This window comes from Kangiella sp. TOML190, assembly GCF_023706045.1.
Taxonomy (GTDB): Bacteria; Pseudomonadota; Gammaproteobacteria; order Enterobacterales; family Kangiellaceae; genus Kangiella.
Genome location: NZ_BQYL01000001.1, coordinates 1,707,545 through 1,730,096, shown reverse-complemented (window position 1 = coordinate 1,730,096; position 22,552 = coordinate 1,707,545). Strand labels below are relative to the sequence as shown.

At 43.5% G+C, this 22,552-nt stretch carries 19 protein-coding genes; 7 read left to right on the top strand and 12 right to left on the bottom strand.

The window, feature by feature from the left end; genetic code table 11:
- Positions 1-24 precede the first annotated feature (24 nt).
- The 4 genes from ihfB to hisC all read right to left on the bottom strand — a co-directional run bounded on the left by ihfB (position 25) and on the right by hisC (position 4,194).
- The gene (gene ihfB, locus NFS34_RS08295; RefSeq protein WP_251359516.1) at positions 25-327 is read right to left on the bottom strand and encodes an integration host factor subunit beta; all 303 of its coding nucleotides are present in this window, start codon (positions 325-327) and stop codon (positions 25-27) included.
- A gap of 238 nt (positions 328-565) precedes the next feature.
- Positions 566-2,230 carry a 30S ribosomal protein S1 gene (gene rpsA / locus NFS34_RS08290; RefSeq protein ID WP_251359514.1) on the bottom strand — a complete coding sequence of 555 codons (1,665 nt, stop codon included), beginning with the start codon at positions 2,228-2,230 and terminating at the stop codon, positions 566-568.
- Between the two features lie 159 nt (positions 2,231-2,389).
- The gene (cmk, locus tag NFS34_RS08285; protein ID WP_251359512.1) at positions 2,390-3,079 is read right to left on the bottom strand and encodes a (d)CMP kinase; all 690 of its coding nucleotides are present in this window, start codon (positions 3,077-3,079) and stop codon (positions 2,390-2,392) included.
- Positions 3,080-3,093: 14 nt separating this feature from the next.
- Complete coding sequence (gene hisC, locus NFS34_RS08280; RefSeq protein ID WP_251359511.1) at positions 3,094-4,194, bottom strand: histidinol-phosphate transaminase; 1,101 nt, start codon at positions 4,192-4,194, stop codon at positions 3,094-3,096.
- A gap of 221 nt (positions 4,195-4,415) precedes the next feature.
- Here hisC and NFS34_RS08275 point away from each other — a divergent pair, with 221 nt between their 5' ends.
- Entirely contained in the window at positions 4,416-6,656 is a 2,241-nt protein-coding gene (locus NFS34_RS08275) for a S9 family peptidase (protein WP_251359509.1), read from the top strand.
- Positions 6,657-6,727: 71 nt separating this feature from the next.
- Here the strand turns inward: NFS34_RS08275 and NFS34_RS08270 are convergent, their stop codons facing one another.
- The 4 genes from NFS34_RS08270 to aspS all read right to left on the bottom strand — a co-directional run bounded on the left by NFS34_RS08270 (position 6,728) and on the right by aspS (position 11,523).
- Positions 6,728-8,329, bottom strand: coding sequence for a hypothetical protein (locus NFS34_RS08270; RefSeq protein WP_251359507.1), 1,602 nt, complete (start codon positions 8,327-8,329; stop codon positions 6,728-6,730).
- A 197-nt stretch (positions 8,330-8,526) separates the two neighbouring features.
- Positions 8,527-9,144, bottom strand: coding sequence for a Holliday junction branch migration protein RuvA (ruvA, locus tag NFS34_RS08265; RefSeq protein ID WP_251359506.1), 618 nt, complete (start codon positions 9,142-9,144; stop codon positions 8,527-8,529).
- The gene (gene ruvC / locus NFS34_RS08260; protein WP_251359504.1) at positions 9,141-9,683 is read right to left on the bottom strand and encodes a crossover junction endodeoxyribonuclease RuvC; all 543 of its coding nucleotides are present in this window, start codon (positions 9,681-9,683) and stop codon (positions 9,141-9,143) included. Before ruvC ends, ruvA begins: the two co-directional genes overlap by 4 nt.
- A gap of 88 nt (positions 9,684-9,771) precedes the next feature.
- Complete coding sequence (gene aspS / locus NFS34_RS08255; RefSeq protein ID WP_376707974.1) at positions 9,772-11,523, bottom strand: aspartate--tRNA ligase; 1,752 nt, start codon at positions 11,521-11,523, stop codon at positions 9,772-9,774.
- 263 nt (positions 11,524-11,786) lie between these two features.
- On the opposite strand from aspS, the gene NFS34_RS08250 reads away from it, so the two are divergent.
- Positions 11,787-13,427, top strand: a complete 1,641-nt coding sequence (locus NFS34_RS08250) for an amidohydrolase (protein WP_376707973.1) — start codon at positions 11,787-11,789, stop codon at positions 13,425-13,427.
- A gap of 18 nt (positions 13,428-13,445) precedes the next feature.
- Here NFS34_RS08250 and NFS34_RS08245 read toward each other — a convergent pair whose 3' ends face one another.
- Positions 13,446-13,691: a hypothetical protein gene (locus tag NFS34_RS08245; RefSeq protein ID WP_251359498.1), complete on the bottom strand. Its 246-nt coding sequence runs from the start codon at positions 13,689-13,691 to the stop codon at positions 13,446-13,448.
- Between the two features lie 166 nt (positions 13,692-13,857).
- On the opposite strand from NFS34_RS08245, the gene NFS34_RS08240 reads away from it, so the two are divergent.
- Genes NFS34_RS08240 through NFS34_RS08230 form a run of 3 tightly spaced genes read left to right on the top strand, consistent with a single transcriptional unit; the run spans position 13,858 to position 17,316 of the window.
- Positions 13,858-15,579, top strand: a complete 1,722-nt coding sequence (locus tag NFS34_RS08240) for a proline--tRNA ligase (RefSeq protein ID WP_251359497.1) — start codon at positions 13,858-13,860, stop codon at positions 15,577-15,579.
- A gap of 46 nt (positions 15,580-15,625) precedes the next feature.
- Entirely contained in the window at positions 15,626-16,189 is a 564-nt protein-coding gene (locus NFS34_RS08235) for a transglycosylase SLT domain-containing protein (RefSeq protein WP_251359495.1), read from the top strand.
- The gene (locus tag NFS34_RS08230) at positions 16,189-17,316 is read left to right on the top strand and encodes a patatin-like phospholipase family protein (protein WP_251359493.1); all 1,128 of its coding nucleotides are present in this window, start codon (positions 16,189-16,191) and stop codon (positions 17,314-17,316) included. Before NFS34_RS08235 ends, NFS34_RS08230 begins: the two co-directional genes overlap by 1 nt.
- Here the strand turns inward: NFS34_RS08230 and tilS are convergent.
- The 3 genes from tilS to NFS34_RS08215 form a co-directional block, all read right to left on the bottom strand.
- Positions 17,294-18,586, bottom strand: coding sequence for a tRNA lysidine(34) synthetase TilS (tilS, locus tag NFS34_RS08225; RefSeq protein WP_251359491.1), 1,293 nt, complete (start codon positions 18,584-18,586; stop codon positions 17,294-17,296). The genes NFS34_RS08230 and tilS overlap by 23 nt on opposite strands.
- Positions 18,586-19,545: an acetyl-CoA carboxylase carboxyl transferase subunit alpha gene (gene accA, locus NFS34_RS08220; RefSeq protein WP_251359489.1), complete on the bottom strand. Its 960-nt coding sequence runs from the start codon at positions 19,543-19,545 to the stop codon at positions 18,586-18,588. The genes tilS and accA overlap by 1 nt, the downstream gene beginning before the upstream one ends.
- 81 nt (positions 19,546-19,626) lie before the next feature.
- Positions 19,627-20,259, bottom strand: a complete 633-nt coding sequence (locus tag NFS34_RS08215) for a DUF1287 domain-containing protein (protein WP_251359488.1) — start codon at positions 20,257-20,259, stop codon at positions 19,627-19,629.
- A 195-nt stretch (positions 20,260-20,454) separates the two neighbouring features.
- Here NFS34_RS08215 and NFS34_RS08210 point away from each other — a divergent pair, with 195 nt between their 5' ends.
- Both NFS34_RS08210 and NFS34_RS11585 read left to right on the top strand, forming a co-directional pair.
- Positions 20,455-21,855 carry a DNA-3-methyladenine glycosylase 2 family protein gene (locus tag NFS34_RS08210; RefSeq protein ID WP_251359486.1) on the top strand — a complete coding sequence of 467 codons (1,401 nt, stop codon included), beginning with the start codon at positions 20,455-20,457 and terminating at the stop codon, positions 21,853-21,855.
- Between the two features lie 19 nt (positions 21,856-21,874).
- Complete coding sequence (locus NFS34_RS11585; RefSeq protein WP_285834459.1) at positions 21,875-22,357, top strand: methylated-DNA--[protein]-cysteine S-methyltransferase; 483 nt, start codon at positions 21,875-21,877, stop codon at positions 22,355-22,357.
- Positions 22,358-22,552: the final 195 nt, after the last annotated feature.

Genomic DNA, 22,552 nt, shown 5'->3' with positions numbered 1-22,552 from the left:
GAGCATGGATCTAGAGCTTAATTTTTAAGGTTTTATTGGCTTATCTTTTCCTGCATTAGCCCTTTCGCGCAACTCCTTGCCTGGTTTAAAGTGTGGTACATATTTTCCAGTCAAAGTCACCGATTCACCAGTTTTAGGATTTCGTCCAACTCTTGGCGCTCGGTAATGTAGAGAAAAGCTACCAAAACCACGAATTTCAATGCGATCACCATTTGCCAACGACTCTGACATTTGGTCGATCAGTGACTTCACCACCAACTCCAAATCGCGCACCGATAGTTGCGGATTTTTATCAACCAATTTTTCGATCAACTGTGATTTTGTCATACCTAAGTCCTTCTTTAGAATGTGCGCTTTCTCATGGCTTACTTTTCATGATCTATTTAGCGTTATAAAAGTTGGGCAAACTTACCCTAAGAAAGTTTCACTTAAAAACCATAAAATGCGCTAACTTACTTAATTATATAACATTTTTTCTATTTTGTGGTAATTACCTCACATTTTTTACAAACATTAAAAAACCCGCCAGAAGGCGGGTTTTTCATAAAAAGCATCAAATTTGCGATTATTCGCCCATTTGTTCTTTTAACAAGTCACCTAAAGTTGAAGGTGCAGACTTATCATTGCTGAACTCTTTGATAGCGGCTTGCTCTTCAGCATGGTCCTTAGCTTTGATAGATAAGCTGATGTTACGGCTCTTCTTATCAACGCCAACGAACTTAGCTTCTACCGCATCACCTTCAGCGAAGTGCTTAGTAGCATCATCAACACGCTCAGCGCTGATGTCAGAAGCGCGCAGATAACCTTCGATGTTATCACCTAGGTCAACCAAAACGCCCTTCGCGTCTACTTCTTTAGCAGTACCTTTAACGATAGAACCTTTAGGGTTCGCCGCCAAGAAGTCAGATAATGGATCCGCGTCAACTTGCTTAATACCTAAAGAAATGCGCTCACGCTCAGCGTCAACGGCCAACACTACCGCTTCTACTTCGTCGCCTTTCTTAAAGTCACGAACCGCTTCTTCGCCAACCAAGTTCCAAGAAATGTCTGACAAGTGAACTAGACCGTCGATACCGCCATTAAGACCGATAAAGATACCGAAATCAGTGATCGACTTGATGTTACCAGTTACTTTATCGCCTTTAGAGAAGTTCGCAGCGAACTCATCCCAAGGGTTCGGTACACATTGCTTGATACCTAGCGAAATACGACGACGCTCTTCGTCAATATCCAATACCATTACTTCCACTTCATCACCTAAGTTAACCACTTTAGATGGGTGGATGTTTTTGTTAGTCCAATCCATTTCAGACACGTGAACCAAACCTTCAACGCCGTCTTCGATTTCGACGAAGCAACCATAATCAGTAAGGTTAGTTACGCGACCTTGTAGACGCGCACCTTCAGGGTAACGGTTCATGATGTCAACCCAAGGATCAGAGCCTAATTGCTTAATACCTAGAGAAACACGGTTACGCTCACGGTCGAATTTCAATACTTTAACGTCGATTTCATCGCCAACTTGAACCACTTCGCTTGGGTGCTTAATGCGCTTCCAAGCCATGTCAGTGATGTGCAATAAGCCGTCAACACCACCTAAATCTACGAATGCACCGTAGTCAGTCAAGTTCTTAACGATACCTTTAGCTTCGGCACCTTCTTCAAGGTTAGCTAATAATTCTTCACGCTCAGCTGAGTTCTCAGACTCAATCACAGCGCGACGAGAAACCACAACGTTGTTGCGTTTTTGATCTAACTTGATCACTTTGAAATCAAGTTCTACACCTTCAAGGTGTGTCGTATCACGTACTGGGCGAACGTCAACCAAAGAACCTGGCAAGAATGCGCGGATTGATTGAACTTCAACAGTGAAACCACCTTTAACTTTACCAGTGATAACACCTTTAATGGTTTCTTCTGCTTCGTGTGCAGCTTCCAACACGCCCCATGCTGCGAAACGCTTAGCGCGCTCACGAGATAGGCGAGTTTCACCAAAACCATCTTCAACTGCGTCAAGAGCTACTTGAACTTCGTCGCCAACGTTAACTTCCAACTCACCAGTGTCACTTAGGAACTGGTTACGTGGAATAACGCCTTCCGATTTAAGGCCAGCGTTAACGATCACAACTTCATTATCAATATCGACCACCACACCTGTGATGATGGCGCCTGGACGCATTTCTACGTTAGTTAAACTTTCTTCAAAAAGTTCTGCGAAATTTTCGCTCATTTGTTAGTACCTGATACCTTAATGGGCAAATTAATAACAATCCGTCGCATTAAGACTTGTTTTCAAAATCACCAGATTAAGATCCGCTAATACTGGGTCAGTTAGTTAAGTTTGCTTATCAATCCTTGCAAGCAAACGGAAAAAAAGGTTATGCTCTGACTAAGAATTCTCAATAAAATCAAGAATTTGCTGAACCACCTCATCAATCGTTAAGTTTGAGCTATCAACAACAAAAGCACCCTCTGCTGGCACCAATGGAGCCACAGTTCGAGTGCGATCACGCTCATCTCGTTCGATGATGCTTTTCAAAAGGTGCGAAATTCTAGCATCAACACCCTTTTCGATCAACTGTTTATGCCGCCGTTGCGCCCGTATTTCGGGGCTTGCGGTCAAAAAGACCTTATGCTGAGCGTCGGTAAAAACCACCGTTCCCATGTCACGACCATCGGCTACTAAACCTGGGTTTTGACGAAATTTACGTTGACGAGTCAAAAGCGCCTCACGAACCTCTGGAATAGCCGCCACTTTCGAGGCCATAGCGCTAGTTTCATCTAGGCGCAGTTGTACACCCACATCTTCCCCATTCAATAGTATTTTCTGCTCAGAGCCATCACTAGAAGGCTTGAATATCACGTCTAGGTTCAACGCAGCGTCTTCAATCGCGGGTGTATCGTCCAACGGAATATCATTTTTAATCACTGCTAAAGCAGTTAAGCGGTACAAGGCTCCGCTATCCAGTAAATGATAGCCAAGCTTGGTCGCTAGAATTTGACAAATAGTGCCCTTACCCGATCCACTGGGACCATCGACTGTAATCACAGGAATGTTTTTTACATTGTTTTCACTCACGACTGTTTCCACTACTATTTTGTCATCTCAGTTAAAACTCTAATGAATTTGGCATTTTCTTCTTCTAGGCCAATCGATACGCGCAAATGATTCGGCATTTCATAATTGGCTACTGGACGCACAATAACGCCTTTGTGTAGCATCTGGTTATACAAAGGGCCTGCGTCTTGCTTCATATCTACCGTGATAAAGTTAGTCACCGATGGAATATAGCCATAACCCAAGGTGTCAAAAGCAGCGATTAATTGCTCCATACCTGCTGTGTTTACATCTAAGGCTCTTTGTAGATACTCATGATCATCCAATACCGCTTCAGCTGCCGCCAACGCTAAAGAGTTCATATTAAAGGGCTGGCGTGGACGGTTGATCAATCCTGTGATTTCTTCATTCGCTACGGCATAACCAGCGCGCACACCCGCTAAGCCATAGGCTTTGGAGAAGGTGCGAGTCACAATTAGATTCGGATGCTCTTTGATCCACGGAATGGTTTGTGGATATTCTGCAAATTCCACATATTCATAATAAGCTTCGTCGACCACTACGATGACGTCAGTAGGCACCTTTTCCATAAAGGCTTTTAAGTCCGCAGCATTATTCCAAGTGCCGGTCGGATTGTTAGGGTTAGCAATAAAAATCATGCACGTATTTGGCGTGATTGCTTTGGCCGTGGCTGCTAAGTCGTGCCTCCAGTCTGTGGCTGGGATCTGAACCGCAGTTGCGCCAATCGCTTGCGTGACGATGGGATAAACCACAAAAGCATGCTGCGAGAAAATGACCTCATGTTCAGGCTGAACAAATACTCGCGCGATAAGCTCTAAAACATCGTTCGAGCCGTTACCCAAGGTGATTTGGTTGATATCCACCCCGCAGCGCTCGGCTAGCTTTGCTTTAAGATAATAGCCATTGGCATCAGGATAACGCGCCATATCGGCAAACTCTTTTTCCATCGCTGCTTGGGCTTTGGCGCTTATACCGATAGGGTTTTCATTACTGGCGAGCTTAACGATATTAGTGATCCCCAGCTCCCTTTCTAACTCAGAAATAGGTTTTCCTGGCTGATAAGGGTGTAATTTTTGTACGCCAGCACCGGCTAAAGCAGTAAAATCGCAACTCATGATGTTCTCCGCGTTTCCTAGATCCTGGTTCTACTGGTTCCAGTTTCTAGTGGAATGACTGTAAATTAAAACTCTAGGGGCGCACATTATCCTTGAAATTCATGGATATTTCACCCGTTTAACCACCGTTAATCTCATAATTTGATACAAAACTGGACTAGTAATCCTAAAAGGCTGGTATATAGTGTTTTATCAGGTGAAAAATCAATTGGAAGTGAGTTATGAAATACCTATTAATTTTACTCAGTTTGGCGGCGCTCGTCTTTGGAATCTACTACGCCATTAATAAAAACAAGCACACTGCAACAAAAGTAAACGCGGCCAATAGCCAAAGCACAGCGCCAGAGCCGCAAGCGCAGGAAAGTGCATCGATAACCACACAGTCGGCAACCGAGGCAGCCAAGCTTCCAACGCCACCAGTGGCACGTAAAGAATCTTATAAAATGACCATCCACGACGATACCCGAGTGGATAACTACTATTGGATGCGCGATGACGAACGTAAAGATCCGGAAATTTTGGCACACCTTGAAGCAGAAAATCAGTACAAAGAAAAAATGCTCGCCCATACCGAAGCCTTGCAAGAAAAGTTATACCAAGAAATGGTTTCTCGGATGGAGAAAGATAAATCAAGCGTGCCCTACTTCAAAAATGGTTATTGGTTTTATAGCCGCTATGAAAAAGATAAGGAATATCCTATTTATGCGCGAAAAAAAGGCAGCTTAGAGGCGGCGGAAGAAATTACTATTGATGTTAACGCCCATGCACCTAAAGAAGGTTACTTTAATATTTCAGGTTTAACGTTAAGTAAAAACCAACAAATCTTAGCTTATGGCGAAGACCAAGCAGGTCGCCGTATCTACACCATAAAATTTAAAAACCTTGAAACGGGCGAGATGTATCAAGACGAGTTGACTAATGCCAGCAGCAATATCTTGTGGGCGAATGATGATGAACATTTGTTTTATCTGCAAAAAGATCCGCAAACGCTATTAGCCGATAAAGTCTATCGACATAAACTGGGCACGCCGCAATCTGACGATGTTTTAGTTTATGAAGAAAAAGATAAGTCCTTTTACACCGGTATTGGCAAAACCATGGACGATTCCCTGATCACCATTTGGCACTCCAGCACTGATACTCAAGGGGTGAGCTTTTTGAACGCCAACGATCCTGAAGGTGATTTTGAGCTTTTCTATCCACTGGAAAAAGGCGTGGAATATTCTCTAGCCAAGTCTGGCGATGAGCTTTACATCACCACCAATAAAGATGCGCAGAACTTCCGTTTAATGAAAACCACTTTGGCAAATCGTGATGATTTTACGAAATGGATTGAAGTCGTTCCGCACGATACCGAAACTTTGTTGCAAGGAGTTATTGCTTTTAATGATTTCTTGGCTTTAGCCGAGCGTCACGGCGGTCTGAGCCGTATCCGAATTATGGATAAAACAACGTGGGGATTTACCAAAATACCAGCTAATGACCAAGCTTATGTGATGGGACTTAGCACTAATGTGGATCCGGCTGCGACCAAAGTTCGTTATCGCTATAGCAGCATGACCACCCCCTCTTCTGCCTACGATTATGATGTTAAAACGGGCAAATCTGAACTGAAAAAGCAAGATAAAGTATTAGGCGATTTTGATAGCAACAATTACGCCAGCGAGCGTATCAGTGTTAAAGCGCGCGATGGAAAAATGGTTCCCGTATCCATTGTTTATCGTAAAGATAGCTTCAAGAAAGATGGTACTAACCCACTCTACCAATACGCTTACGGTTCCTACGGCGCCAACATGGATCCTTGGTTCCGCTCTAACATTTTGTCGCTACTGGACCGCGGTTTTGTCTTTGCCATTGCCCATATTCGCGGCTCGCAAACCCTTGGCCGCCATTGGTACGACGATGGCAAAATGTTTAATAAGATTAACACCTTCACCGATTTTATTGACGTGACCGATGGCTTGGTCGAACAAGGTTATGGCGCCAAAGATAAAGTCTTTATCGCAGGAGGTAGCGCAGGCGGACTCTTAATGGGCGCAGTGATTAACTTGGCTCCTGAAAAATATAAAGGCGTGGCAGCGCATGTACCTTTTGTTGATGTGGTTACCACCATGTTGGATGAATCCATTCCACTAACCACCAATGAATTTGACGAATGGGGCAACCCAAAAAATAAAGACTCTTATCAATATATGCTGTCTTATTCGCCTTATGATCAGATCACCAAACAAAACTACCCGAATATGTTAGTGACCACAGGTTTACACGACTCGCAGGTTCAATATTTCGAACCCATGAAGTGGGTGGCAAAACTTCGTGAGTATAAAACTGACGACAATAAGTTGCTATTCCACACCAATATGGAAGCTGGCCATGGCGGCGCGTCAGGACGCTTTAAACGCCTCAAACAAACCGCAATGGAATACGCCTTCTTTATGGATTTATTGGAGATAGAGAAGTAAATTTCAGTCATTCCCGCGAATGACAATCAAGTAAGGCTAAGGTGTTCTCACTCACCTTAGCCTGTGGTTTATTAAGGATATTCAGGTTTACTATTTTTCCAAGCAATGGGATAACGGACACAGGATTTCGATAAACTGCCCGTTACACTCGATGGGTAACAATCTGGCATTGCATAGACACCATAAGGGTCAAAGAAATACCATTTACCATCAGTATCTTTTTTAGCCCAGAAAATATGCAGGTGTGTATTAGGGCCACCGGCGCCCCTTTTCCCACCAGGCCCTGTATTACCAGCCCAAGCAATAAATTCGCCACGTTTTACCGTTTTATTGAGTAAACTATTACTAATAGCTTCAGAATTTTTTCCCCAATGGCTAGGATCTGGCTCTCTATCACTAACCTTTTTCTTACAACCTGTATCATTTAAATGAGTAGTATAATCGGTCAAGTTTTTATCCGACAAATTAGGGATAGAGCGACTCCAAGCTAGCGCACAATCGTTATCTTTACCATCTCGCAAATGCATATAAATAGTTCTGTAAGCATCTTTTTTGTTACCAATATCATGGCTTATCACAATGGAATTACCAGACCAGTTATCCCACCCAACCTGAATAACTTTTCCTGGCGCGGAAGCTCTTACTTTAAAAGTTTTAGCGCCTTTGGAATAATCACCAGCATGGTGATAACCTCCGTTTTTATAACGCCAAATACCACTACGCTTAACCTTTTTATCATTAAAAGGCAGAGTCAAAAATTTATCCATTTTGCTGATAGCGGACAAGCGGACATACTTTTTGCTTCCTGAGGAGTCCACGGGCCAACGATAGGTATCGCCGCCAGTTATAGTATAAATATAGCTCTTGTCGGCAACCACTTGATTCATACACTTGGATTTACAACCTGGATACATATCCATATCAATTAAACGTAAGCTTTTTTTGCTTAACTCATTCCACTTAGCAGTAAAGTTTTCCCAATCCACACCAGCCCATAGGTAATGCCCTCCTTTGCCGCTTCTCCAAACGCCTGTATATTTTCGCTTGCCTTTTGAAACATAAGTTTCAATATCAATTAAGCGGAGATTTTGCTTGGTGAGTTCTTTCCATTTTTTAGTAAAGTTAGACCAACTAACACCAGCCCAAAGATAATAACCATCTTTACCACTTCGCCAAACACCTATATATTTACGTTTGCCACCTTGAGTATAAGTTTCAATATCTATTAGGCGTAAATTCTTCTTACCTAATTCCTTCCACTTATTTTCAAAGTCTTTCCAGCTAACACCAGACCAAAGGTAATAGCCATCTTTGCCGCCCCGCCAAACACCTATATATTTACGTTTGCCAGCTTGAGTGTAAGTTTCAATATCAATTAGACGTAAATTTTTCTTACCTAATTCTTTCCACTTGTTTTCAAAGTCTTTCCAGCTAACACCAGCCCAAAGATAGTAACCATCTGAACCAGCACGCCAAACACCTGAATACTTGCGTTTACCGTCTTCAACATAAGTATCAATATCAATTAGACGTAAATTTTTCTTACCTAACTCTTTCCATTTACTTTCGAAATTTTTCCAGCCAACACCAGACCAAAGATAGTGACCACCTTTTGCCTCCTTCCAAACTCCAAGATATTTTTGATCTGCTATAACGTCCGATTTAAATAACAAACCAGACAGTAAGACGAAAAAGAATAGGATTAACTTCCATAGATTCCACATAAAAAACCTCCTGTTTTTTAGCATTGGTGTATACGAAATGTATACAGCTTAAATTATAAACGTAATAGCGTTGCTAATGGCGAATCATTGGTTGTTTTGTGAACTGATAATCGTGGCAAAGGTTAAAGGATAGCCAAAACTAAAATTTATCCCGCTAATTGCCTTAAGGCCATCCTAATAATGTCTTCGGATTTTAAGCCGTCGGTTGCGACTTGTGAGATGGCTTTGCTGGCGATTTGTGGTTTGTAACCTAATGCCACAAGTGCACTAATCGCTTCTTGAGTTTGGTCATTAGAGCGTCCGCCAACAGGTTGAGCTGGCCTTTCGGTTTGCTCGACTAATTCAGCCGATACTGACCAGTCTTTTAGTTTATCCGTCATTTCCACTAATAATCGTTCTGCGGTTTTTTTGCCGACACCAGGGAGTTTAACAAGCCGATCAACATTATGATCGTGCACCGTTAATACAAATTCATCCGCTTCCATGCCAGAAAGAATCGCTAAGGCTAATTTTGGTCCTACGCCATTAACTTTTATTAATTCTCTAAATAACGAGCGATCTTTTACGGAAATAAAACCGTAAAGCGCATGCAAATTTTCCGAAATCGAAAGGTGGGTGGAAAGCGTGGTTTCCGCGCCTTCTTCTGGCAGCTGATAGAAAGTGGTCATCGGCACTTGGATTTCGTAACCCACGCCGGCAGAAGTTTCGACGATAACAAAGGGGGGAGTTTTTTCGATTAAAATACCGCGAATTCTTCCTATCAACGTAAGCGCCCTCTAGCAATTGTTTTTGCGGCACCTTTGGCGCCGGTAAGTTTATCTAATCCACTGGCAGTATTAGCATGGCATAAAGCCACCGCTAACGCATCCGCCGCATCGGCTTGCGGATTCGATGGCAATTTAAGAATCATCTTGACCATATGTTGCACTTGAGTCTTATCGGCAGCACCCGTTCCGACCACCGATTGCTTAACCTTTCTTGCTGGATATTCCGCCACTGACAAAGCATAGTGACTGGCGGCAACAATAGCCGCCCCTCGCGCTTGGCCAAGCTTTAACGCCGAATCCGCATTTTTAGATAGAAACACCGATTCAATGGCAAATTCATCTGGCTTAAATTCTAAAATCAACTCACAAACCGAGTCAAAAATTTGCTTTAACTTGAGATCTAACGAGTTATCTTTGATCCGAATACAGCCACTGGTAATGTATTTAGGTTTGTTGGCGGGAATACCGTCACCCACTTGGATAATACCAAAGCCAGTGACTCGAGAGCCGGGGTCGATTCCTAGTATAATTGCCATTTAATGTATTCCAGTCACTGCGAGCATAGCGAAGCAATCTTTTGATTTAAGACTAGATTGCCACGTCGCGAAGCTCCTCGCAATGACTCTATTTTTCTTTTTGCTTTACTAGTATTCCCAACTCATCGAGTTGTACCTTTTCAATTTTACTTGGCGCTTGAGTTAATGGGCACGACGCCGTGGTGGTTTTCGGGAAGGCAATCACGTCACGAATGGAATCTGAGCCGACCATTAACATCACTAGTCGATCTAAACCAAAGGCTAAACCGCCATGCGGTGGACAACCAAATTTTAGTGCATCTAATAGGAAACCAAACTTTTCTTGCTGTTCGTTTTCGTCAATACCCAAAATATCAAACACTGTCTCTTGCATTTTTTGATCGTGAATACGCACCGAGCCACCACCGACTTCGCTTCCGTTTAGTACCATATCGTAGGCTTTAGATAGGGTTTGCGTTGGGTTTGCACGAACAGCATCAACGTCTAACTCTTTAGGCGCAGTAAACGGGTGGTGCAAAGCATGCACATGACCATCAATCTCTTCAAACATCGGGAAATCCACTACCCACAAAGGCTTCCACTCGTTAGAGATTAAATCTAAATCTTCCGCAGTTTTTAAACGCAGCGCCCCCATGGCATCGGCAACCACACGTTTCGTGTCCGAGCCGAAGAAGATAATATCGCCAGCTGCCGCACCCACTTTCTCAACAATTTTGGCCGCTACTTCATCGCCGATAAATTTAATGATTGGACTTTGCAAGCCATCCTCATTAACTTTGATCCACGCTAAACCTTTAGCACCATAGACACCGACATATTTAGTATATTCGTCGATTTGCTTACGGCTAAATTGCGCACCCGCTGGTACTCTTAGGGCTGCTACGCGAGAGTTATCATCATTCGCCGGGCCGGCAAACACTTTAAACTCGACGTCTTTTAATAAGTCATCGACTGTAACTAACTCTGTATCCATACGCAGATCTGGCTTATCCGAACCATAACGCTCCATAGCTTCGGCATAGCTCATGCGCGGGAATTCGGGTAGCTCAATTCCTTTGAGTTCACTAAACAAATGGCGCACCATGCCTTCCATCAAGTTCATGATTTCTTCTTGGCTTAAAAACGAAGTCTCGATATCCAGCTGAGTAAATTCTGGCTGACGATCGGCGCGCAAATCTTCATCGCGAAAACATTTGACGATTTGGTAATAACGATCAAAGCCTGCCATCATTAAGAGCTGTTTAAATAACTGGGGAGATTGTGGCAGTGCGTAGAAAGCACCTTTATTAACCCGACTTGGTACCAAATAATCACGCGCCCCTTCAGGCGTTGCTTTAGTCAAAATCGGCGTTTCCACATCCACAAAGCCATGTTCATCCATATAGCGGCGCATGGCGCTGGTTACTTTATGGCGAAACAGTAACTTTTGTTGCATTTCAGGGCGGCGCAGATCCAAATAGCGATATTTCAAGCGCATTTCCTCAGACGCCTCCAAATTTTCGTCAATCGGGATCGCCGGCGGTTGCGCTCTATTTAAAATAACCAGTTCTTGCGCCAAGACTTCGATCTCCCCAGAAGCCATATTTTTATTAACCATATCTTCTGGCCGCGCACGCACCTGACCTTTTACCTGAATCACAAATTCATTGCGCAGCTGCTCGGCAGTGGCAAATAATTCTTTAAAGTCCGGATCCACCACCACTTGCAATACGCCCGTGCGATCCCGCAGTTGCAAGAAGATTAGGCCACCCAAGTCACGGCGACGATGTACCCAGCCTGACAAGGTAACTGATTGATTTTCATTGCTTTTTGAAAGGTCGCCACAATAATGGCTGCGCATTTGAGTGCTCATGGAATGATATATCCGAAATTCGTAATTTGGGGCTACAAGGCTAGTGCCAAGAAAACGCCATATGGTACGCCAGAGCAGCTTTTGAGGCAAGTTAGCACCGGCAGAAATACGCTTTTTCCCGCATCTTTTCATGCATGATGGCTAACCTACCCCTTAAGACATCACTGTATAAATGTTGCCTTCGGCAGCTTTTAAAATAGCATCGACTGTAATAGAGTAGTTTAAATTTTAAAATTAACTGCGCCCTTATGATGAAACAGATCGCCAAAACCTTAATCCTACTGTCCCTGCTGTTGCTAACGAGTGTGGCACAAGCGCTGCCGACCCTGCTTCACAACATCAAAGGTTATAGCATCAACGATGGCAAATTGGTTCAATTCGATGCGCTATTGTTTGAAGACAATACGGTTATTGCTATTGGCAACAAAGATAAGCTCGCTACCCGAGCTGGGTTTAGTATTAGCATCGATGGCCAGGGCAAAACCTTACTTCCTGGCTTGATTGATGCGCATGGCCATTTATTAGGGCTTGGTAACGAGCTGGAACAAATTAACTTACGCGGCGTTAGTAGCTTAGAGCAAGCCATCAGTATGGTTGCGCAATACGCTGATGCTAATCCCAAAAAACAATGGTTAACTGGCGGTGGCTGGAATCAAGTCTTATGGCAAGATAAGCAATTTCCCAACAAAAGCGACCTAGATAAAATTAACAGCGATCGCCCAATTTGGCTTTCAAGGATTGACGGTCATGCGGGTTGGGCCAATAGTCAGGCGCTAGAGCTTGCTGGAATTACCGAAAACACCCCAGATCCTCAAGGCGGCAAGATATACAGAGATAAAAATGGTAAACCCACTGGTATTCTTATTGATACCGCGATGGCGCTGATTGAACAAAAAATTCCGCAGCCAAGTGCTTTAGAAATTGAAAGTGCACTCGATCGTGCTTTTGAGCATCTGGTCAAACTGGGCATTACCTCAGTGCATGATGCTGGGATCAGCTTTGCAACTTATAAAGTGTTGCTCAAAATGGCGGACAAAAATCAGATCCCAATTCGTGTGTACGCCATGCTGGCAGGCTCGGATCCGAATATTGATGCGATGCTAAAACTGGGTAAGGTCGATCACCCTTTTTTAAAAATTCAGTCGGTAAAACTCTATTCCGATGGCGCGCTGGGTAGTCGCGGAGCGGCTTTAATCGAGCCTTACTCTGATGATGGCGACAATAGTGGTTTATTATTTCACAGCGATAAAGATTTGATGAGTCTGGTTAATAAGGTTGCCCAGTATGATTTCCAAATCAATATTCATGCCATAGGCGATCTAGGTAATCGGCAGGTGCTCAATAGTTTTGCCACACTTAATGAGCAAGACTCGATTGAAAATGCTCGCCACCGGATAGAACACGCCCAATTGGTTGCGCTTGAGGATATCTCTCGGTTTGCGGAACTGAATATCATCGCTTCTATGCAGCCAACCCACGCCACTTCCGATATGAATATGGCGGAAGATAGAGTCGGCTCGGAAAGAATCAAAGGTGCTTATGCTTGGCGTAAGATGCTTGATAATAATGTGCTTATCGCCGCAGGCTCAGATTTTCCAGTGGAATTAGCCAATCCCTTTCATGGCCTCTTTTCAGCGGTAACTCGCCAAGATCATAACCATTTACCTAAAAATGGCTGGTATCCTGAGGAAAAATTAAGCCTCGAAGAAGCATTAAAAGCCTTTACCATCGATGCAGCTTATGCGGGCTTTTGGGAAAAACAAATTGGCTCATTAGAGCCAGGCAAAAAAGCGGATTTTATCTTGATCGACCGGGATATTTTCGCCGATCAAAAAGAATTATGGCAAACAAAGACTCTGCAAACTTGGCTTGCTGGCAAGCAAGTTTTTTAATTTGGCGAAGCTAAAATCCTATTTGGACTTTTCGAGCTCGCTTTTTTTAACTCGTTTTTGTGGTGGGTTTACCCAAATGGTTCTAACCGCTGAAGGAGAGTAATAGTTTGCTAAAGATACTCGAGCAACTTTTTCGTGGTCAATAACGTGGACATACTCTTCTTTAGACTCCGGTTGCTTATTCGCAACATAACGCTGCGATGAACTACAGCCCACCATTAGCAATAAACTTATAATAACGCCTACTAATAGAGTCTTTTTCATACAAAGCCCATAGATGTAAGAGCGTCTAAATCAGACTGCTCACCATCAATATAGTACGTTTTTTGTACAGCAGGCAAATAATTTTGTCGCAAATATCACTGCAAATCTTTAGCCGCAGATCTAACCTTGCTACAATGCCTGCATCTTTAATTCGCAGACTTTAGCTATGCGCACCAGTAATTACCTTCTATCAACCTTACGCGAAGATCCAAGCGACGCTGAATTAATCAGCCATAAACTCATGTTACGAGCGGGCATGATCCGCAAAATTGCATCAGGAATGTACACTTGGTTGCCCTCGGGTTTACGCGTTTTGCGTAAAGTTGAGGCTATTGTGCGCGATGAAATGAACAAAGCCAATGCTATCGAAGTTTTGATGCCTGGGGTGCAACCCGCTGATTTATGGGAAGAGTCTGGCCGCTGGGATCAGTTTGGCCCTGAATTGCTACGGTTTACCGATCGACACAATCGTGATTTCTGCCTTGGACCAACCCACGAAGAAATTATTACAGCCTTAATTCGAGATGAAATTAACAGCTACAAGCAATTGCCCATTAATTTCTATCAGATCCAAACCAAGTTTCGTGATGAGGTGAGACCACGATTTGGGGTGATGCGTGCGCGTGAGTTTTTAATGAAAGACGCCTACTCCTTCCACATTGATGACGAATCGCTTGCAGATACCTATCAAGCCATGCACCAAGCCTACTGCAATATTTTTGATCGGATTGGCTTAGACTACCGTCCCGTTCTGGCCGACACAGGTTCTATAGGCGGCTCTACTTCTCACGAATTTCATGTGTTAGCAGCATCTGGCGAAGATGCCATTGCTTTTAGCACTGAAAGTGATTACGCCGCGAATGTGGAAAAAGCCGAAAGCTTAGCTCCCAGCAATGAACGTCCCGAGCCACAGCAAGACTTAAGCAAAGTTTCTACACCTAATAGCAAAACCATTGACGCGGTTTCAAAATTTTTGCAGGTTGAGGCGACGCGCACTGTGAAAACCTTGCTGGTTAAAGGGGCAAACGAAGAGCATCCGATTATCTGTTTAATTTTGCGTGGCGACCATAGTTTAAACGAAATCAAAGCGGAGAAGCACCCGCTGATCGCCTCGCCGTTAGCCTTTATAGAAGATATTGACACCATTAAATCAATAACTGGCGCAATGCCTGGTTCACTGGGACCGGTAAATCTAGAGCTTCCGATCATTGTTGATCGCGATGCTGCAGTGCTGGCAGATTTTATTTGCGGTGCCAATGAAGATGAGTATCACTTCACTGGAGTAAACTGGCAACGCGATGCGCAATTTGATGAAGTATTTGATTTGCGCGAAGTAGTGGCTGGCGACTTAAGCCCTGATGGCAAAGGTCAGCTAGAAATTAAACGCGGCATTGAAGTGGGTCATATTTTCCAGCTTGGCACTAAATATTCAGAAGCCATGAATGCTACGGTGCTCGATCAAAACGGCAAAGCTTTGGCGATGGCGATGGGCTGCTATGGCGTTGGCGTTTCCAGAATCGTAGCGGCAGCTATCGAACAAAACCACGATGATTATGGCATTGTATGGCCAGAGGCTATCGCTCCATTCCAATTGGCGATTGTACCGATGAATATGCATAAATCTGAAGCCGTGCTACAAGTAGCTGAAGATTTATACCAAAAGCTTAGCAAGCAAGGTTTCGAAGTGCTATTCGATGATCGCAAAGAGCGCGCAGGCGTCATGTTTTCTGATATGGAATTAATCGGTATTCCACACCGAATCGTCATTAGTGAGCGCGGTTTAAACAATGGAACCTTGGAATATAAGCCTCGTGTGGGCGGCGATAAACAAGACATTGCGCTTGAAACCGTGGAAAATTTTGTAGTAAATTTATTAAGCAAATCATAAAAGGAACTACTATTTGCTAATAATGTTACGCAAAAATCTTACTATTATGCTTAAGGTTATGCTGCTTGGCTTTTTTTGTCTTGCAGCCAACCAAGCTTACGCCCAACAAGAGCCAAACAAAGCTTTTAAGCAAGAATTAAAAACACTACTGAATGCCGAGCACCATTTTGCGGATCAATATGATGCTGAAGTTTGGATGAAGGATATGTCATTGCGACTTGGCAAACGCGCCCCACACATCCCCGAGGCTGAGCGCCTTAAAATTCTTAGCCTAGTCCACAAGCATGCCAATGCCGCCGGTGTCGATCCACAAATGGTACTGGCGATCATGGAGGTAGAATCCAATTTTGATCGCTATGCGTTGTCCGTTGCTTATGCTCGCGGCTTGATGCAAATCATGCCTTTTTGGAAAAAAGAAATTGGCCAGCCAGAAGACGATTTGTTTGATATGGAGACCAATATCAAATACGGTTGCTACATTTATAAGCTCTACTTGAAGTATGAAAAAGGTAACACAACCCTCGCTCTAGGCCGCTACAATGGTTCGCGCGGCAAAATGAAATACCCGAAAAAAGTCTATCGAGCTCTTAACAAACGGTGGGCGCTCTAATGCCAAAGTTGAGCACTGGCTTAGTCCTTAGCGGCGGCGGTGCTCGGGCAGCTTACCAAGTCGGTGCTTTACAAGCCATCAATAAAATCCTAGATCAGCCTCAGCAATCGCCGTTCGATATCTTAACTGGGATCTCCGCAGGCGCTATTAACAGCTGTGTTTTAGCCACTCATAACCATCAGTTTTCAGAAGGCATTGGTCGATTAGCTCAAGTTTGGGGGCAGTTTCAGCCAAATCAGGTTTACCGTACCGATTTTGCTCATTTAAGCCGCAACTTAATGCACTGGCTATGGGGTATGGCCAAACCGAAACAGCAAACTAAAGAGCCAATGGCCTTGCTTGATAATACTCCGTTAAAAGAGCTGCTAAGCAAGGTGTTAGAACTAGACTCGATCCAAAATAATATCGAGCAAGGTAATTTAACCGCTGTTTGCACCACCGCTTACGATTACAACACCGGTGATTCAGTAAGTTTTTACCAAGGAACAGAAGCTCTCGATAATTGGCAGCGCTTTCGCCGCCGAGGCCAAGCGGACAAACTAACGGTGGAGCATTTATTGGCCTCTTCAGCCATTCCAATGGTATTTCCCTCTACTGCTATTGATGGCACCCATTATGGTGACGGCGCTATGCGTTTTTTGACGCCCTTAAGCCCTGCTCTGCATTTAGGTTCACGCAAACTGTTAGTGATTACGGTTAATCCTTTAAATGTTGAAGAGCAACTCCATATCACTACCCCTTCTCTGGGAGACATTAGCGGTCATTTGCTAAACAGTATTTTTATTGACAGTTTAGAAAGCGATATAGAGCGCTTGATCCGTGTCAATCAGCTACTGGAGCATATTCCGCAAGAAGATACCATTAAAGATAAGCTTTCGCTAAAACCGATTGATGCACTCATCTTATCGCCCAGCATTGACCCGGCTGAATTAGCAGGACGCTACTTTAAGGAGCTGCCGCGTGGTTTAAAGTTTTTCTTTAAACGTATGGGAATTGCTGATGATAAAGGTGAAAGTATTCTAAGCTACTTACTGTTTTATGCGCCTTTTACTAAGCATTTAATGCAAATTGGTTATGAGGATACGATGGCGGAAGCAACGGCCGTCAAAGAATTTTTTCTTGAATAAAAATCACTTTATCCTGATAAGATACCAGCAGTGCCGAATCACGCTTCCAGCGCGGGATCTGTTGCTCTTGAAAATAATTTTTTAAGCTCTTTCCATGCGCCAGATCAGGTCGATAAAATTTTTCACCGCCCTGCCGAAAGGACAGTTTCAAGGTTTTTCCTGCCAATTCAGGCCATTTTTCTAAAATTGACTGGGCCTTTAATGGATATGCAGCCAAGGGCAGATAATCGTTTTCTAGTTGCCACTCATCAGTAAATTTCGAATCAAACACCAAAGAAGCCTTATCAACTAAATACAGAGCTTGCTGATGGCGCCTTAACTGCCACTGTCCAAAATCCAGCTTCGGATCGGTATCATTTTTGAGGATCAAAAACTGCTGTCGGACTTGCTCAAATACGGCTCGGCTAGGCATTTTAATACGGTATTGATCAAACCAATAGCGTAAAAGATTGTTTTGTCGTTCGACACTTAAAGATAGTAAAGGGCTGAGCGCTAAGGCTTCTTGTTGCTGACATGTCAGTAAATCTTGCGCCGCGATTTGTTCTAATAGATTTTGCGCTTCAGCTTGATTGCTAGCCGCCGTTGCTAAAGAAACACTGAGCTCCGGCCACAAGGTACGGAGTAATGGCATCGCTTTATTGCGAATAAAATTACGCCGAATAGTGTTATCACTATTGCTAGGATCGTCAATATAGCTTAAACCCTGCTGCTGGATATAAGCCTCAATATCTTTGCGCATAACGGATAATAGCGGTCGCGCCTGCAAGCCTTGAGCAAAACTCTTAACGTAAGGCATGGCCGCAAAACCTTTACTGCCCGCGCCACGAAAAAGCTGTAAGAGCAGAGTTTCAGCCTGGTCATCAAGATGCTGCCCTGTAAGCAAACAACTCGCTTGGCCGATATATGCTGCTAACGCTTGATAACGTGCCTTTCTGGCTGCTTGTTCAAGACTTGCTTCTTGCCTATTAACAGACACTTTAAGCTGCTCAAACTCAACCTCAAACTGCTGGCATAGGTTTTTATTAAACTCACCCCATTGAGCTGAGTCTTGCTGCAAACCATGATCGATATAAACGGCTTTGAGCCGATAGTTGGCACTATTTTCTGCTGATAGCCGCTGCGATAGAGCATGCAGCAAGCAAACCGAATCTTTACCGCCACTTAAAGCTAAGACTAAGGTATTGATTTGCGGATACTGACTAGAAAGAAAAGCCAGAAATTCATTGAGTGCGTGAATCACTGGCTGGGACTTAGAGGGGGCTAACGACATTAATCTTCGGTGACGGTTCCAATGGCCATAAATTTGTCGTAACGGCTGTTGAGTAGGGTATCTTCGTCCAGCGTTTTTAGGTAATTAAGATCGTCGATTAAGCGCTGCTTTAAATTAGCCGCCATTTCTTGGTAATCACGATGCGCGCCACCTTTAGGCTCATCAACGATATTATCGATCAAGCCTAAAGATTTAATTCTATCGGCGGTAATGCCCATGGCAGAAGCCGCCTCTTCAGCTTTTTCCGCACTTTTCCATAAGATAGAGGCACAACCTTCAGGTGAAATCACCGAATAAGTCGAATATTGCAACATATTAACTCGATCGCCAACGCCAATGGCTAAAGCGCCGCCCGAACCGCCTTCACCAATAACGGTCGCAATAATTGGCACCTTTAATCGCGCCATGACTTTTAGGTTACGCGCAATGGCTTCAGACTGACCACGCTCCTCCGCTCCTACTCCAGGAAAAGCGCCAGGCGTGTCGATAAAAGTGAAAATTGGTAATTCAAAACGCTCTGCCAGCTCCATCAAGCGCTTAGCTTTGCGGTAACCTTCGGGGCGCGACATACCGAAATTGTGCTTAATTTTTTCTTTGGTATCACGACCTTTCTGATGACCAATGACTACCACTGGCTCGCCGTCTAAACGCGCCATACCGCCAACGATAGAAGCATCGTCAGCAAAAGCACGATCGCCAGCCAGCTCATTAAAGTCGGTAAAGACGTTTTGAATATAATCGCGGGTATAAGGGCGCTGCGGATGACGCGCCAACTGAGCCACCTGCCAAGGAGTTAGATCTTTGAAAATCTGCTCGGTCAGCTCATTGGATTTTAGTTTAAGGCGCTCAATTTCTTCGCTGATATTCAGCTCTTTATCTTCGCCCATTAAACGCAACTCATCGATTTGCGCTTCTAACTCAGCAATCGGGCGTTCAAATTCTAAAAAGTTTAAACTCATCTTATGATTTCTTTGAATTTGGCTTAGTCATGAATAAGTCGCCTATTCTACCTGCAATCAAGGTGTTAAGGAAAGTAATCTCTACTGGTCAGACAAATTAGTAGGCTCGATTTTTGCAGGCAAATAGCGGTAATGACCGACGATTGTATAGTCAAACAACATATCTTCTAACTGCGGTCCAGCACCAATATTATGCACAATTTTATAGTTATCCGAATCATCAGCCTTGATATCAGAGACAATCCCAATATGCGGTAAATTATTATCCAAGCGCCAACTGACAATATCACCAGGCCGATAATCCTTGGAATTTTGACTGATGGTCAATGACTGACCAAACCTCGCAAAAAAGGTTTCTAAGTTCGGTACTCGGCGATGGTCAATATTGCTATCAGGCCGTTTCAAACCCCAATTCTTGGGATATTTAGAAAAATTTGCTTTCATATCCTTGTGCACTAATTCTTGCAAATCGATCCCCAGTTTGCGGTAAGCACGAATCAGCACATCGGTGCAAACGCCGATATTGGCAGGCACATCCCCCATTGGATAATCAATCTTTCGATAACTGCCGTTATAGACAACAAAGCTTTGAGTTCTTTGCTTAGCAGCCTTAACTAATTGTTCAGACAGGGTTTCATCAGCATAAGCCGCTTCTTGGCTAACTGCGAATAGCATTGCTAATAGCAATCCAATAAAGGCTGTTAATTTCGTCATACTGCTCTTAACGTTTTTACGGTTCCTTATGCTTTTTGATGGACTTAATGCTATTTGGTTCATTTGCCATCGCTTATTCGTCTTTCGCGCCAAGACTCAAGACATCTGTTTCTTGCAAGATGATCATTTAGTACCGAATATGGCTACTGCTGATTCTACAAAGTGCTATTATGTGATCACTCTAGACCAACCACATTGATCAACTCTTTGACGGAACTCTACCAAAAAGCTCGAATGGCCAGAGATGCGCGTTACGACGGCAAATTTTTTGTCGCGGTAAAAACCACTAAGATTTATTGCCGTCCCATTTGCCCCGCGCCCTCACCGAAAGAGCATAATGTGATCTATTATGATTTAGCTATCCAAGCGCAAGAAGCAGGTTTTCGTCCTTGCCGTCGTTGTCGCCCTGAGTCTGCGCCACAATCAGCAGCTTGGATCGGCACTCAAGCGGTGCTCAATCGAGCAATAAGCAAAATTCAAGCAGGCGCACTCAATAACCAAAAACTCGCTGAGTTTTGCCAACAATTAGGTATTTCAGAGCGCTATTTACGCAAATTGTTTCAAGATTATATGGGAACTTCGCCACTTAAATACGCCAACCATGTGCGCCTTATGTTTGCAAAACAACTGCTGCATCAAACCAAGTTACCCATTACCGATATTGCCTTTAGTGCTGGTTTTAACAGCATTCGGCGCTTTAATGATGCCTTTAAAAAAAGCTTACGTTTAACGCCTAGCGATATTCGTAACTACCAAGTTTGTAGGGATTCTGCGATTAATATTCAGCTGCATTATCAAGGCAATTATAACTGGCCATTAATGCAAAGCTTTTTAAAACAAAGAGAAGTTTCACTGTTTGAGCAAGTGGAGGATAAAAGTTATCAGCGGACTTTTCAGTTTGAGAGTGACCGCGGATCTGAGAAACCTATTAGAGGCCAATTTTATGCAGAGCATAAAGCTGATAACAAAGCTTTTGACATTAGCATTAAAATTTCTGATCCGGCGTACTTGATGCCATTGATATCAAAAATTAAAACCCTATTGGATATTAATGCTAATACGGATCTGATTGAGTCGCATCTAGCGCAAGATCCTAAATTAAAGCCCTTGCTACAAAAAGGCCTACGGCTACCGGCTTGCTTTGATAGCTTTGAAGCTGGCGTTAAAGCGATTTTAGGACAGCAAGTTTCAATAAAAGCAGCCTATGGCCATTCCCAAAAACTAGTAGCCAATATTGGTCATAAATACAATCAGCAATATCACCTATTTCCAACACCACAGCAAATCGCCAATGCCGATTTATCCTTCTTAAAAATGCCCGCCAGTCGCAAAGCCACTTTAAAGGCCTTTGCCAATTGGTATCTAAAAACTCAAGGCGACAATTTGGAATCAATTCTTGAAATCAAAGGCATTGGACCTTGGACGCTGGAATACATAAAACTACGAAGCGGGCAAGAAAGCGATGCCTTCCCCGAAAACGATTTAGTGGTACAAAAAGCCTTAAAACATTTTATGCTTGAAGATACTGAAAGCTGGCGGCCTTGGCGCAGCTATGCCACATTACAACTTTGGGAAGCCGTAACTAGGTTTACATAATTTACTTTTTTATTATCCTATGACTATCAACTATCAACAATATCCAACCCCTTTCGGCAAAGTCTATATTTATGCTGATAAGAGTCACATCAAAGCACTGCTGTTTAAGCCATGGCAAAGCTCGCACGCCGCAAGAGCGGCACAGAAAGAAACCGCTTTAATTCGACTTTGTCAGCAACAGCTACAAGAATATTTTAATCAACAGCGCCAAACTTTTGACTTACCGATTAAAGCTGGTGGTACAGAGTTTCAACAACAGGTCTGGAAAAAACTTACTGAAATCCCCTATGGCAAAACTTGGAATTATGGCCAGCTTGCTAGCGCCATTGGCAATAAAAACGCCAGTCGCGCTGTAGGCGCTGCCAATGGTAAAAACCCAATATCGATTATCGTGCCTTGTCATCGTGTGATTGGTGCTAACGGTTCCTTAACAGGCTATGCAGGCGGATTAAAAGCAAAAGAGTGGCTACTTAAGCATGAATCAATGGCGAAAATGCTCTAGGCTTACTCTCTAAGCTCACTCTCTAACCAAGCCTCCAATCTTGCCCTGTAACTTATTGATTTTATTAAAATGTCGGGCAAATGTCGGCCAAAAGCCGTAATAAATGCTGATGAATGCCGTTGAGTTGCCGTGCTATACTCAGGCTATTCTCGGTCATAATATCGACTCCCTTAACTGAAACAGCAACTACTGATA

Bases quoted from the DNA above. Each gene is read 5' to 3' on its own strand.
- ihfB (WP_251359516.1), bottom strand. From the start codon at position 327: ATGACAAAATCACAGTTGATCGAAAAATTGGTTGATAAAAATCCGCAA.
- rpsA (WP_251359514.1), bottom strand. From the start codon at position 2,230: ATGAGCGAAAATTTCGCAGAACTTTTTGAAGAAAGTTTAACTAACGTA.
- hisC (WP_251359511.1), bottom strand. From the start codon at position 4,194: ATGAGTTGCGATTTTACTGCTTTAGCCGGTGCTGGCGTACAAAAATTA.
- NFS34_RS08275 (WP_251359509.1), top strand. From the start codon at position 4,416: ATGAAATACCTATTAATTTTACTCAGTTTGGCGGCGCTCGTCTTTGGA.
- ruvC (WP_251359504.1), bottom strand. From the start codon at position 9,683: ATGGCAATTATACTAGGAATCGACCCCGGCTCTCGAGTCACTGGCTTT.
- aspS (WP_376707974.1), bottom strand. From the start codon at position 11,523: ATGCGCAGCCATTATTGTGGCGACCTTTCAAAAAGCAATGAAAATCAA.
- NFS34_RS08250 (WP_376707973.1), top strand. From the start codon at position 11,787: ATGAAACAGATCGCCAAAACCTTAATCCTACTGTCCCTGCTGTTGCTA.
- NFS34_RS08245 (WP_251359498.1), bottom strand. From the start codon at position 13,691: ATGAAAAAGACTCTATTAGTAGGCGTTATTATAAGTTTATTGCTAATG.
- NFS34_RS08240 (WP_251359497.1), top strand. From the start codon at position 13,858: ATGCGCACCAGTAATTACCTTCTATCAACCTTACGCGAAGATCCAAGC.
- NFS34_RS08235 (WP_251359495.1), top strand. From the start codon at position 15,626: ATGCTTAAGGTTATGCTGCTTGGCTTTTTTTGTCTTGCAGCCAACCAA.
- NFS34_RS08230 (WP_251359493.1), top strand. From the start codon at position 16,189: ATGCCAAAGTTGAGCACTGGCTTAGTCCTTAGCGGCGGCGGTGCTCGG.
- tilS (WP_251359491.1), bottom strand. From the start codon at position 18,586: ATGTCGTTAGCCCCCTCTAAGTCCCAGCCAGTGATTCACGCACTCAAT.
- accA (WP_251359489.1), bottom strand. From the start codon at position 19,545: ATGAGTTTAAACTTTTTAGAATTTGAACGCCCGATTGCTGAGTTAGAA.
- NFS34_RS08215 (WP_251359488.1), bottom strand. From the start codon at position 20,259: ATGACGAAATTAACAGCCTTTATTGGATTGCTATTAGCAATGCTATTC.
- NFS34_RS11585 (WP_285834459.1), top strand. From the start codon at position 21,875: ATGACTATCAACTATCAACAATATCCAACCCCTTTCGGCAAAGTCTAT.